General features: G+C 53.4%; 8 protein-coding genes. 4 read left to right on the top strand and 4 right to left on the bottom strand.

Features of this window, described 5'->3' with window-relative positions; all coding sequences use genetic code 11:
- The first annotated feature begins 100 nt into the window (after nucleotides 1-100).
- A complete protein-coding gene (dcuC, locus tag J4E05_RS11520) occupies nucleotides 101-1,498 on the top strand; it encodes a C4-dicarboxylate transporter DcuC (RefSeq protein WP_349595616.1) in 1,398 nt (465 codons plus the stop codon).
- Between the two features lie 70 nt (nucleotides 1,499-1,568).
- The gene (locus J4E05_RS11515) at nucleotides 1,569-2,936 is read left to right on the top strand and encodes a lyase family protein (RefSeq protein WP_349595613.1); all 1,368 of its coding nucleotides are present in this window, start codon (nucleotides 1,569-1,571) and stop codon (nucleotides 2,934-2,936) included.
- A 133-nt stretch (nucleotides 2,937-3,069) separates the two neighbouring features.
- Here J4E05_RS11515 and J4E05_RS11510 read toward each other — a convergent pair whose 3' ends face one another.
- Nucleotides 3,070-4,008: a LysR family transcriptional regulator gene (locus tag J4E05_RS11510; protein WP_085589962.1), complete on the bottom strand. Its 939-nt coding sequence runs from the start codon at nucleotides 4,006-4,008 to the stop codon at nucleotides 3,070-3,072.
- A 556-nt stretch (nucleotides 4,009-4,564) separates the two neighbouring features.
- On the opposite strand from J4E05_RS11510, the gene J4E05_RS11505 reads away from it, so the two are divergent.
- Together J4E05_RS11505 and J4E05_RS11500 are read left to right on the top strand one after the other, a co-directional pair.
- Entirely contained in the window at nucleotides 4,565-6,190 is a 1,626-nt protein-coding gene (locus tag J4E05_RS11505) for a methyl-accepting chemotaxis protein (RefSeq protein WP_349595611.1), read from the top strand.
- 702 nt (nucleotides 6,191-6,892) lie between these two features.
- Entirely contained in the window at nucleotides 6,893-8,578 is a 1,686-nt protein-coding gene (locus J4E05_RS11500) for a methyl-accepting chemotaxis protein (RefSeq protein ID WP_349595608.1), read from the top strand.
- 122 nt (nucleotides 8,579-8,700) lie between these two features.
- On the opposite strand, the gene J4E05_RS11495 is transcribed toward J4E05_RS11500, so the two are convergent.
- From J4E05_RS11495 to addA, 3 genes are all read right to left on the bottom strand, one after another.
- Complete coding sequence (locus tag J4E05_RS11495) at nucleotides 8,701-9,384, bottom strand: dienelactone hydrolase family protein (protein ID WP_349595606.1); 684 nt, start codon at nucleotides 9,382-9,384, stop codon at nucleotides 8,701-8,703.
- Between the two features lie 83 nt (nucleotides 9,385-9,467).
- Nucleotides 9,468-9,788, bottom strand: coding sequence for a thioredoxin TrxA (gene trxA / locus J4E05_RS11490; protein ID WP_085589967.1), 321 nt, complete (start codon nucleotides 9,786-9,788; stop codon nucleotides 9,468-9,470).
- A 93-nt stretch (nucleotides 9,789-9,881) separates the two neighbouring features.
- Nucleotides 9,882-13,406: a double-strand break repair helicase AddA gene (gene addA, locus J4E05_RS11485; RefSeq protein ID WP_503012345.1), complete on the bottom strand. Its 3,525-nt coding sequence runs from the start codon at nucleotides 13,404-13,406 to the stop codon at nucleotides 9,882-9,884.
- Between the last annotated feature and the right edge of the window lie 7 nt (nucleotides 13,407-13,413).

The raw sequence follows: 13,413 nt of genomic DNA, 5'->3' as shown, positions 1-13,413 counted from the left end.
GACCGATGCAAAAATGCGATAAAGTGATCGCGACAAAGCAATATACAGCCTTTGCCCGCCCCCCATATCGTGCCCGACCGTACGACTGGGAGGAAACAAAATGATAGAATTAATGATTGCGATTGTGGTCAGCGTGGTTGCTGCCACCTTAATCGTCAAAAAATACCAGCCACATACTGTCTTGCTGCTGGCCGGTTTAACGCTGTTTGCCGTTACCGCCATTTTTTACCCGACCCATGATATTGTTTTCAAAAAAGACGACCCCACCGGCTGGCCCGGCTTCGATATTTTTGAACATATCCATGCCATCATGTCCTATCGCCTGGCGGGTTTGGGCCTGATCATTATGGCAGCTGGCGGCTTTGCCAAATATATGGACCATATTGGCGCGACACAGGCGATGGTTAACATCACCACCCGTCCCCTCGCCCGTATTGGCGCGCCTTATATTGTGCTGGCTTTGGGTTATGCTGTCGGCCAGATCCTGAACATTTTTATCCCCAGTGCCGCCGGCCTTGCCATGCTGTTGCTGGTTACCCTGTATCCGACACTGGTAAAACTTGGTGTTAGCCGCGCGGCCGCAGCTGCCATGATCGGCACCACATCGGTTCTCGACCTTGGCCCGGCATCGGGCACCGCTAACCTTGCCGCCCATACCGCCAATATTGATGTTGCGATTTTCTTTGCCCAATATCAAATTCCGGTCGCCGCCTGCATTGTGCCTGTTATCTGCATTCTGACCTATTTCAGTGCAAAATATTTTGACCGCCGCGATAATCACGAAGTTGTCGTGCCCCATCATGGCGCGGTCATAACGGGTGCCGGCTCCACAGCGAGTGACGAACCGCACGCTCCGGGTTTTTATGCCCTGTTACCCATTCTGCCCTTAACCCTGATTCTGATTTTCAGCAAATTGCTGATCCATCAAATTGAACTCGGTGTTGTTACCGCCATGATTATTGGCGCGTTAATTGGCCTTTTCTGCGAAATGTTTCGTAATCGTCACAAAATGGCCGATGTGTTCAAGGGGTTCATGGTGTTTTTCCGGGGCATGGGCAACATGTTCTCGACCATCATTTCCCTGATCATTTGCGCCGAATTTTTTGCCGCAGGCCTTAAAGCCATTGGCGCCATCGATTTCATGATCGCCAGTGCGCAAAATGCCGGTTTTGGCATTCTGGGTATGATGCTGGTGGCCTGTGCGCTGGTGGCTATCACCGCTATTATGACCGGGTCAGGCAATGCGGCGTTCTTCTCGTTTGCCAGCCTGGCCCCAAACATTACCGCTGGCACGGCCACCGGCGCTGTCAGCCTGTTATTGCCGCTTCAGTTTACTGCCGGTATCGCCCGGTCACTGTCGCCGGTATCGGGTGTCATCATTGCCGTGGCCGAAGTCGCCGAATGCTCGCCAATCGATATTGTTAAACGAACGGCCATACCGCTTATTGGCGGACTGGTTATGCTGTTTGTCTATAACCTGCTGTTTGTGGTGGGTTAACCGCCCCGATCAACCTGAACTGCCAATGCGCCCGCCCTGCCCTGACGCCGCAACACAAGAGACGATGATAATGAACACGCGCAACCTGCCTGTCTCGACCGACGATTTGTTTACATCACAAGCCACCTGGCAAAGCTGGCTGGATGTAGAAGGCGCATTGGCAATCGCCCAGGCCGAATTGGGCATGATCCCCCAAACGGCCTGTGACGAAATCATCAAGCATACCGATTTGGCCCAATTTGACGTTGACGCCTTAAAAAATGACATCGCCGCCAGCATGTCCCCGATTATGTCGACCGTACGTGCCCTGGCGGCAAAATGTGCGGGCGATGCCGGGGGGTATGTTCATTGGGGGGCGACCACCCAAAACATCATCATTGCCGGTAAAACCCTGCAATTGCGCAAATCACACCATTTTGTCCTGGCCCGTATCGGAAATGCGTTGGCGAAAATGGCCGAGATGGCCGACCGGACGGCGGACTGGCTTACCGTGGCGCGCACCAACCGCCGCCAGGCCCTGCCAATTACCTTTGGCTATAAAATGGCGGGCTGGATTGACGAATTTCAACGCTGTGCCGACCGCCTGATCAGCGCCGAACCACGCACCTTTATGCTAATTTTTGGCGGTGCCGCCGGCGCCATGCACAGCTATGGCGATATCGGCCAAAAACTGGCCGATACGATGGCGAAACATTTGGGTTTAACCGCCTCAACGGTGCATTCACGTGCCACCAATGATGGCTTTGCCGAATATGTTGCCATGCTGGGCATGTTTGCTGTCGCCTGCGAACGCATGGGCACCGAACTTTATACCCTGATGTCAAACGAGGTGGATGAAGTCAGCGAGGTTCAGGCAGCCGATGTCGTTGGCAGTTCTACCATGCCGCACAAGTTTAACCCAAAATATGTTGTCAGCCTGCTAACCGCAGCGTCCAGGCTGCGTAATCTGGTAGGCCCGACAATGGAAGCCTGCCGCCCCAGCCACGAAGGCGATGCGGCTTATAATTTCCGACTCTACGAACTGATTGATGAAGCAGGCTCGCTTTCCTACAAGGTCGCCAGCCAGCTTGAAACATTGCTCGACCATGTGAAAATCAATCAGGATCGCATGTATGAAAACCTGATGCGCGATCCTGCCCCGCTTGTGTCGGAAAAAATCATGATGGAACTGGCCAACACAATTGGTCGCCAAACCGCCCATGATCTGGTGCATCACGCGATTGTTGATTGCCGCGATACCGGCATTTCCTTTGCAGATGCGTTATACAAACACGATGACGTTCGTACATGTTTTGCCCACCGCGAGGATCTGAACGCCGCACTTGACCCGCGCCTTTACACCGGGTGCAGCACCACCATTGCCCACGATACCGCCGCCAGCGCGCGCAAGCATGTCGCACATATCCGCCAGCATATTACCCAGGTTAAAACCGGTTAACATGCCCGACTTTACTGGTGCAAAACACAAACGGCCCAGCCTGAAACAGGACCGGGCCGTTTTTTATGCAAGGTGTAATCAAAAACCGCAGGGGAATGACAGATATTTGCCCGATGGCATGCATATGTGCCGGTTAATCTGGTAATAACAGCCTTACATTGGCGCCATATGCCGCGTCATCGGCGCACCGACGCGCAATTTGCTGGCGCAACAGGGCCACAAACCGCATCGCCACGGGGTTTTGCCCGGCCGGCGGAAAAACACAGGCATAAGGCAACCAAAATTCAGGCCCAACCGGGCGCAAGGTGGTTTTGGACGGATCAATAAAAACACTGCTGATCCCGTCCATCAGGCCAAGGCCATACCCGCTTTCAACAAATTTGGGCACCAGCAAACTCGACCCGATTTCAAGGCTGATGCGTGGCACCTTGCCAATCGCTTCAAACAGGTGGTCCAGCCTTTGCCGCCATATCTGATTGGATCGCAAGGAAACAAAAGGCTGATCAACAAGGGCCTCGACCGGCACACATGCAAGGGCCGCCAACGGATGATCAACGGGCAACAGCACCTGGGTTCGCGCTTCCAGCACGGGTTCAATCGCCAGTTCGACCACAGATGTTTTAATTGGTAACGACAGCAGGCCCAGATTATAGCGCCGTGACCCCACCTGATTTTCGACATCGGACCGCGTGCCAATATCAATTTTGCATTTCAAATTGGCATGTTCGGCATTTAGCAAATCAATCACGGGCGGTAACAACGATGCCCCGATCGGACCAACCGTAATAATGCGCAGGGTATCCACCGCCTTCTCGCGAATTTCACGCGCAATCGCCGGGATTTCCTCGACCCCGTTTAAAATATGTTCAGCTTCGTGGAAAAAACGTTCCCCTTCGCGGGTTAAGACCAGCCGCTGGTTCGTCCGTTCAAACAAGGTCAGCTTCAGTTCACTTTCCAGCCCCGACAACATTCGGCTGGCGGCAGACTGACTAAGGTGGGCCGCCGTCGCCGCCCCCGAAAGGGTGCCATGCAACACAGTCAGGCGAAACAGCCGTAGCGCCTTAAGATTCATATCATCCCCGATTTTTGCAGGGTTTCCCCCCGAAACACCCGGCTTCCATTTTCACGCCCCACCCCGCCAATCACAAGTAAAAACACAGGCATCATCCCCGCCCTTGTCATTACAAATTTAAACCGAAGGTCCCCCGCTAAAACAACACCTTAAATGCAACCATCGCAAAGAAAAACACTGCCAGAGCCCAAAAAACCAACACCATTAGTGTTTATTTTTTAAATATTATCAATCCAGAGTTAATTCACAGCCTGAAAGTATTATTTTTTTGTTGCCGGTCATTGTTATTTACTGACCACCTCAATAATTAATGCTTCTCTAGCAAGACGAATGGGACATGTGGAAAGAAAGTTGCACAGGAAGACAATATCGACCGTAATTTCAATCAATAAACAGACATCAACTTATAAGAGAATGACAGAAAACGGTCACAATGCGCAAAACTGCATTGTCTGCTGCAACATTATAAATACTTGGGGCGATGATGATAAACCTATCCAATTGTACAATATCGACAAAACTGCGACTTTTATTAGGAATTGTCGCAGTCGCATTTTTGGCCTTAACGGCCTATGACCTTTTTACCCTTCGCGGCACCCTTGTTGATGGTCGCAAGCAAAACGTCAAAAATGTTGTCGAAATGGCGCGCTCAACGATCGACCATTTCGCCCGGCAGGCGCAAAATGGCACCCTGTCGCAAGATGATGCCAAAACACAGGCACTGGCGGCGGTAAAAGACCAGCGGTTTAACGGCGACAACTACGTTTTTGTTATCGACCATAGTGCTCATATTCTGATGCACCCGATAAAACCGGAACTGAACGGCAAGGATGGCACCACAATTACCGACGAAAATGGTGTCAGAATATTTGCCGATCTGGCAAAGGTCGCATCTGCACCGCAAGGCGGATATCTGAACTATATCTGGCCCAAGCCAGATCAGAAAACCTCGGCACAGAAAATTTCATATGGCGCCAGCTATAAGCCCTGGGGCTGGGTTATCGGCGCAGGCACCTATATCGATAATGTTGACGATGCCTTTTGGCAACGCGCCATCAGTGATATTATCGTAGCCCTGTTTGTTGTTGTCATTGTTGGCCTGATTGGCGCTGCAATTAGCCGTTCAACCGGGCGACCACTGGGCGATATCACCCGGGCCATCAATGGTTTGGCACAGGGAAACAACAATATTGAAGTAGATATTCCCGATGTCGAAGACCGCCAGGATGAAATTGGCGAATTGGCCCGCGCACTTGCCGTTTTCCGGTCAAATCGAAAACGCAACGAAGCCGCAAGCGCCGAACATCAACGTAATCAGCAAGCCCAGATCGAACGGGCCCAGCGGATTGAACAGCTTATTGGCCAGTTTGAAGGCGATGTAACACAAAACCTGAACGGGGTTAACGATGCTGTGCGTAAATTGCATGGCACGGCAGGTGAAATGACCCGGCAGTCATCGCACACCACCGATCAGGCCACTGCCGTTGCCGCAGCAACCGACCAGGCCGCCCGTAACGTTGATACAGTTGCTGCCGCAGCCGAACAGCTTGCAACCTCGATTGACGAAATCACCCAGCAGGTTAACCGCAGTTCCGATATCGCCCGGACCGGTGCGCAGGAAGCCGATGACGCCACCAAAATTTTTGCGGCCCTTGGCAGCGCTTCGGAAAAAATTGGTGAAGTTGTTCAGCTGATTCAGTCAATTGCCGAACAGACCAACCTTTTGGCCCTGAACGCCACGATTGAAGCCGCCCGCGCGGGCGAAGCCGGCAAGGGATTTGCCGTCGTTGCAGCCGAGGTTAAAAACCTTGCCAACCAGACCACCCGCGCCACCGAAGATATTGCCGTACAGATTAACGACATTCAGGGGTCCACTCAAAATGCCCTGGGCGCGATCAGCCATTTGTCCGGACGAATGAAGGAACTAAACGAAGTTGCCGCTGGCATTGCCGCCGCTGTTGCCGAACAGGATGCGGCCACCGGCGAAATTGCCCGCAATGTGGGCGAAGCCGCACAGGGAACCAAGGAAGTCTCGGCCAATGTTGCCGGATTGCGTCAATCGGCTGAAAGCGAACGTGTCGCATCAAATGACGTATTAAATTCGGCACAGGGGCTGGATCAAAAGTCTCATTCACTTATGAACCAGTTCCGTAATTTTCTGGCTGATATTCGCAACGCCTGAACCGGGATTTTCAAAGCCGGACGCACCAAAAACCCGCGATAATGTAAAACCATCTTTTAAAGGCAGGGCATACCCTGCCTTTAAATTTATCCGCTGCAATCCCTTAGTGCGGGGTAAACACATTAATCAGGATAAGTGACCTGCCCCATCACAGACCTGCACACCTGCGATGACCCCGCCCTGGCGGCACATGCTCACTCATAATTCCGCTTCCCTGTGAAACAGCAACGCTTCTACCGGTTATGATAGGACGTCTGTTTCCATGCCCGAAACCAGGGTTAAACGACTCGTATATCCCCGTTATCGCCGGTCAAAAACGCCCCCGGTCGCATGTCGGGATGACAGCATGTTATTTTTTAGAACGGCTTTATGGGGGCAAAATGTTTGAAGACCACGCGCCACACAACCCTGAGGATAAAAAGAAGAAAATATTTTTCTTCTGGAATTATTATAAAAATTAAGCGAAACCGATAAACCATAACAACATAATATTTTTCTTATATAAAATATACCCTTCAAACCCTTTTTAATCCTCAATAATTTGATTTTTTTGTGTTGCCACTTGGTATCAGATCAATTCACGTCTGGATGAATTTTGCTATCTTTTTGCCACTATAAGGTGAATTGGCGATTTTCAGCATTTCGCAAGAATGGCCATTTAGCCGGTTCCGGTCTGGTAACATCACGCGCAGGGTTTCACATATGACTCTTTCCAATTTCTCAATTGCAGCAAAACTTCGTTTACTCATGATCCTCGTTGCGATTGCTTTATGTATTCCAACAGTTTTTGATCTGTTTACCCTGCGTTCAACCCTGCTTGACGATCGCAAGGAAAACATCCGCCAGATCATTGATATGGCCGAAACCAGCATTGCCCACCTGGATGACAAGGTAAAATCCGGCGACCTTACCGAGCAGGAAGCCAAACAACAGGCGCTTGATGCGATATCAAGGCTGCGTTTCAACGGCGATAATTATGTTTTCATCATGGATGCAAATGGCACCATCGTCATGCATCCTGTAACGCCGTCCCTGGTTGGCAAAGGCGTTGCGCAAATTAAAGATGCCAACGGCACTGCATTCCTGTCGGATCTGATCACGGCTGCCAAAGGCCACGATGGCGGATTTGTTAATTATGTATGGGCCAAACCCGGCCAAAACGGCACAGCACCGAAACTTTCCTATGCCCGCAACTTTGCCCCCTGGGGTTGGGTCTTAACCACCGGCATTTATATTGACGATGTCGATGCCATTTTCTGGCAGCGCGCCACCGCCGACATTACATTTGCCGCCATTTTACTGATCATTCTGTGCGTGATCGGCTTCTCCATTGGCCGGTCTATTACCAAACCCCTTGGCGAAATTACCAACGCCCTCACCGCCCTTATCGGCGGCAACACCGACGCCGAAATTCACCACACGGATCGCGAAGATGAAATTGGTGAACTTTCACGGGCATTTGTTGTTTTCCGTGAAAATCGCAAGGAAACTGACCGCCTGCAAACAGAACAGGCCCGTATCCAGCAGGAACACATCGATCGCGCCGAACGCATCGAAAACCTGATCCACAGTTTTGAAGGCGAAGTTGAAGGTAACCTGACCGTGGTCAACGCGGCGGTAACCCAGCTACGCGGCACGGCTGGCGATATGAGCAACCAGTCCTCGCACACAACAGAACAGGCGACCGCCGTTGCCGCCGCCACCGAACAGGCTGCCAACAATGTTGATACCGTTGCGTCAGCCGCCGAACAACTGGCTGCCGCGATTGACGAAATCACCTTGCAGGTCAGCCGCAGTTCACAAATTGCCCAGTCGGGTTCCGAAGAAGCCGACGAAGCCAGCGGACTGTTTAGTGCCCTTGGCACCGCATCGGAAAAAATTGGCCAGGTTGTTGAACTAATCCAGTCCATTGCGGAACAAACCAACCTTTTGGCACTCAACGCCACCATCGAGGCCGCCCGCGCCGGTGACGCGGGCAAGGGTTTTGCCGTGGTCGCGGCCGAGGTTAAAAACCTTGCCAACCAAACCACCCGCGCTACCGAAGAAATTGCCGGGCAAATTGGCGATATTCAGGGCTCGACCCAAAATGCCCTTGGGGCGATCCAGCATCTCGCCGCGCGCATGAAGGAACTAAACGAAGTAGCCGCCGGTATTGCCGCCGCCGTACAGGAACAGGATGCCGCCACCGGCGAAATCGCCCGCAATGTTGCCGAAGCTGCCACCGGCACCAAGGAAGTTTCGCGCAATGTTGAAGGCTTGCGCGCATCTGCCGAGGATGAACGCCAGGCATCGGGCGAGGTATTGCACGCTGCTCGTGACCTTAGCGATAAATCCCACGCACTTTTGTCGCAAATCCACGACTTCCTGCGTGATATCCGGGCCGCATAATTAACCCCGCACCAAACCCGATAAAAACGGGCAGGCTGAAAATCATCAGTCTGCCCGTTTTTTATCGACAATACGTAATGTGCCACAATTTAACGGCAGTCACCGGATAATGGCAGCAAAGTTCAGATAACCGCGCCACAGGCGACAAACAACGCCGCCGAGCGCACCCGGGCCAATTTGGCATCGGCAAGGTCTGAATCCGGTCTGCCATCGTTATTAAAACCATGGCCGGAATTTTCATAAATATAAACCGGCACTTCGGGATGGGCTTTTTTGATCGTGGCTGTAACGTCATCGGCCGGAATATGCGCATCCTTGCGCCCAAAATTGCAAATAACCGGGCATTTTAACGCCACATCGGCAATCCCGGCGACTCCGCCACCGTAATAACTGACCGCTGCGGACAGATCGCTGATTTGCGCCGCAGCTCGCCACGCAACAGTACCGCCATAACAATAGCCGATTAAAAATACCGGGCCATTTTGCTTAAGTGCATCTACGCAAGCCTGCACATCAGATACCGGATTTTCAGTACCATTATCCCCGGCATATTTACGCCCGGTTTCAAAACCACTGGCGTCATGATCGGCCACAAAGCTGCGTTCCTGGCGGTCAAACATCGATGGCACGATCACTTCATAGCCTTCGGCCACCCAGCGTTTTGCATCCTCGATCATATAATGATCCAGACCGAAAATTTCCTGAATCAGAACCAGCCCGCCTTTACGCGGCCCGGTTGGTGCCCCGTACCAGGCATCAAATTCAAATCCGTCTATCGCGGATGTCAGCTTTATCATTTCAGGCATTTCATTCTCCTGCTATCGGGCAAAAGAAAAGGCGGGGCCTGCCGGCACCCGCCTTTTTCGATAGTTAAGTCCGCTCATGACGATTAAAGCGACTGATTGATCCAGTCAACCAATGCACTTTTCGGCATGGCACCAACCTTGATCGCAGACACTTCACCATCCTTGAAAATCATCAGGGTCGGGATGCCGCGAACGCCGTATTTGGCTGGCGTGTTCGGGTTTTCGTCGATATTGACCTTGGCAATGGTCAGTTTCGTGCCAAGTTCACCGGCGATTTCGTCAAGATATGGGGCAATCTGCTTGCACGGACCGCACCATTCCGCCCAGAAATCGACCAGAACCGGCGCGTCTGCGCCAATAACGTCAGAGTCAAATGACGTATCGGATACTTTAATCGTTGTCATTCTGTCAGATCCTAGTTGTTACGAGGTCAAACGCCCAAGCGGGCAACCTCGATCCGCTTATGGATGCAAAGGTAGGCAGGCGGAGGCCAAAGGTCAAGCGCGTTGCATTCGCATCAGGGTTTCTGGCAGTTCCACCATCCACGGCCCGTTGGTCCACAGAATATGACAGCGAATGATTTTATCTGGGTACATCTGGGTCAATGCATCGCGATAAATCGCCATTTGCCGCCGATATGCCATTGGCGTTTGGGCCACATCGCGCGGCGGCGGACGGTTGGTTTTATAGTCCACAATCATAACTTCATCGCCAGTTATCACCAATCGGTCAATCTGGGCAGAAACCACATCCCCCCCCACAATCCCCACCAAAGGCACCTCGGCGCGCGACGCGGGGCCAAAGATTGGTGCAAAATCGGGATTATCGAAAATCGCCAATGTTTCATTGGCAATTTCAAATTGCTGGTCGGGCTCCAACCCATGCACCGGCTGTCCTAAAAACCGTTCAGCGGCATCAAACCGGCGATCTGGTGCCAGGTCAGGCAACAGTTCAAGCAATTTATGGATCAAAATACCGCGTTTGAAACTTTGCCCCTGATCCCCTCCCAAGGGCGATTGCACCGATGGTTCGTCTTCCAACGGGCGACTGGGCGCCAGGGGGCGCGGCGGAAATACTTCTTCAGGGGCCACTGCCCGGATCAATTTGCGCATTCCCACATCATCGGATGATGTGTCTGCCCCAGCGGTTGCTATCCCCGTCGCAATCTTGTCCAGCTTGGGTTCCGCACTTTGTGTGGTTTCCCAAATAAAGCCATCCCCTTGCCAGCCAGAGGGCGAAAGCATGCTAAAATCCATCGCGTCGGGTGAGGCAAAATCACTTAGGGCCGCTTCACACAAATTATACCAGCAATGTTCGGGCGGGCTTTTCTGCCCCTGCCAGCCACAAATATAAAGCCGGTCTTCGGCCCGGGTCAGCGCCACATAAAGCAAGCGGTTATATTCCTGATCGCGTTTTAAGGCGATGTCATCGCGCAACAGCTTCACCCGGTCATTTTCCAGGGCCACACGGGGTAACCAGAACATCAACTGGTCCTTATCCTGCCAAAACAGGTTCGGGGCCTGGGTGGGGACTTGCATGGTATCGGGCAAAAACACAATCGGGGCCTGAAGGCCCTTGGCCCCATGCACCGTCATAATCCGCACTTCATCGCGGCCACTTTGTTCCAGGTCGCGTTTAATCTCGGCATCGCCGGCCATCAACCAGTGCAAAAATCCTTGTAGGGTCGGGGCGTGTTCGGCCTCGTAATTCATTGCCAGGTTCAAAAATTCATCTATCGGGTCGTTGGCTTCGATCCCTAACCGGCCCACAAGGCGCGCGCGCACCCCGCGTGCCCCCTCGCCGCGCCCACCCAGCAATTCGCCATACAGCTCAAACGGGCGTTCATAATCCACCCGGCCCAGCCATCGCGCCAAAAAGCCATAGGCCCGCGCAAACATCGGGTCATCCCCGGCCCGTTCACGCAGCGCGTGCCACAATGTGCGCCTGCGGTTATGGGCCAGATGAAACAACTGATCCTCGCTAAAACCAATGATCGGGCTTTTCAGCAAGGTTGCCAAATTCAAATCATCATCAGTCATCAGCAAAAACCGGCCAAAGGCGATCAGGTCCATCACGGCGAGCTGTTCGGTAATTTCCATGCGGTCCACACCGGCCACTGGCACGTTGCGTTCTTTAAGGGCCTTTACCACTTCATCGACAAAGGCGGTGCGCCGTCGCACCAAAATCATAAAATCACCGGCCCGAACCGCCCGCCCGCGTGAGGGCAAAACTTCACGGCTGTCGATTGCATGGCGAATATGCCCGGCAATGACGCGCGCCAGCCTTATTTCCGGGTCATCAAGGCGCACAATTTTGGTCGGCGGCGTCCAGGGTTCTTGCTCTTCACGCGCCAGCGGGGCCACCGGCGGCCACAATTCGATGCGCCCGGCATGGCCCTGCCGAAAGGCCTGGTGGGCAACATCGCGGCCTTCATCGCCCACGCCCTGACGGGCAATTGGCCCGGCAAACACCTTGTCCACCACGCCCAGAACCGCATCGGTCGAGCGAAACGATATGTTCATCGGCACTTCACGCCATTCGGCCTCAATCTCGGCGGCACGTCGGGCAAAATGGCGGCGCATGTCGGCAAACTTTTCGGGATCGGCGCGCTGAAAACTGTAAATAGATTGTTTCGCATCCCCAACGGCAAAGATAGTGCGGGGTTTATCTTCGTGCTGGCTGGCATCGTTGAAAAATTCTTCAGCCAGAATTTGCACAACTTTCCATTGGTCCGGGTTGGTATCCTGGGCCTCGTCAATCAGGATATGTTCCAACCCTTCGTCCAGTTTAAACAATACCCATCCGGCCATTCCGGCCTGTTGTTCCAAAAGGCGCACGCTGTTTAAAATCAGGTCATCATAATCCAGCCACGCATGGAGCGCCTTTTTGCGGGCATAACGCGCCAACATGGCTTCGCCCATGCAAATCAGGGCGGTTGTCGATTCCGCCAGCATCGCTGCCTTGCGGTTTTTCTCAAGTTCCACCAGCCGCGCACATTCCTGTTCCAGCGCATCGGCCCCGGCCGGGTGATTCTCGCCCGCTTTTTTGGTAATCAGCTTTGCGCGCGGCGCACCGGTGGAGGCTGTAAAAAACACAGTGCGATAATCGCTAAAAACCGCGATACGGGCATCAATATCGGTTTTTTCTAAAAACTGCGCCAGGGCGGGCACACGCTCCTTGTCGGTTTTTGTCCCGACCTCAAGGGCTGCCAGCGCCATCATCAAGCCGTCGCGATCAAATGCGCCATCGGCAAGAGCCGCCCGCAACATCATATCGGCCGTTTGCCCCGGTGCCACGCCCAACGATTTATAAACCGCCTCACACATGCGATCACGGCCATGATGAAAATCCAGCATCCGTTTTAACCGGCCCCGTTCACGGGCCAGATCGCGCATCACATCGCCAAAGGCCCCTTCGCGGACCTGCCCTGTCACCACTGCCAGGGCATCGGCCAAAATCGGGTCTTGCCCGCTGCGCGCATAGGCCAGCACTTCTTCCTGGGTATCGGCCATCGTTTCGGCTGCGGTACGGTCATCCATAATTTCAAAGTGCGGGGCCAACCCGGCTTCTAATGGAAACCGGCGCAACAAGGATTGGCAAAAAGCATGAATGGTCTGAATTTTCATTCCGCCAGGTGCATCAAGCACACTGGCAAACAGGCGACGTGCCCGGCGCGTTTCATCTGCGCCCGGTGCTGTCCCGGCCAGTTCGGCCAGATCGCGCTGTAAATCGGCATCATCCATCGTCGCCCAGCGGCCCAGCCGTTCATTCACCCGGTTGGCCATTTCGGCAGCGGCAGCCTTGGTAAAGGTCAAACATAATATGCGGTGCGGTTCCGTGCCCGATAACATCTGGCGCAAAACCCGGTCCGACAGCACCTTGGTTTTGCCCGCCCCGGCCGATGCCGACACCCACACCGATGCCATCGGGTCCGATGCCATACGCTGCAACACGTTAGGGTCGTCACCGCCGCCATCCCCCCCGGTTAACAGCACAGGCGGGCGATTATCCGCAACATTCATTCCGGCA

The sequence above is a fragment of the Thalassospira sp. NFXS8 genome (genome assembly GCF_040148805.1).
Lineage (GTDB): Bacteria > Pseudomonadota > Alphaproteobacteria > Rhodospirillales > Thalassospiraceae > Thalassospira.
This window is presented reverse-complemented; position numbering and strand designations above follow the sequence as displayed.

What these genes read in the sequence shown, in the direction of transcription:
- trxA (WP_085589967.1), bottom strand. Translation starts at nt 9,788, where the DNA reads ATGACAACGATTAAAGTATCCGATACGTCATTTGACTCTGACGTTATT.
- J4E05_RS11500 (WP_349595608.1), top strand. Translation starts at nt 6,893, where the DNA reads ATGACTCTTTCCAATTTCTCAATTGCAGCAAAACTTCGTTTACTCATG.
- J4E05_RS11495 (WP_349595606.1), bottom strand. Translation starts at nt 9,384, where the DNA reads ATGCCTGAAATGATAAAGCTGACATCCGCGATAGACGGATTTGAATTT.
- J4E05_RS11510 (WP_085589962.1), bottom strand. Translation starts at nt 4,008, where the DNA reads ATGAATCTTAAGGCGCTACGGCTGTTTCGCCTGACTGTGTTGCATGGC.
- addA (WP_503012345.1), bottom strand. Translation starts at nt 13,406, where the DNA reads ATGAATGTTGCGGATAATCGCCCGCCTGTGCTGTTAACCGGGGGGGAT.
- J4E05_RS11515 (WP_349595613.1), top strand. Translation starts at nt 1,569, where the DNA reads ATGAACACGCGCAACCTGCCTGTCTCGACCGACGATTTGTTTACATCA.
- dcuC (WP_349595616.1), top strand. Translation starts at nt 101, where the DNA reads ATGATAGAATTAATGATTGCGATTGTGGTCAGCGTGGTTGCTGCCACC.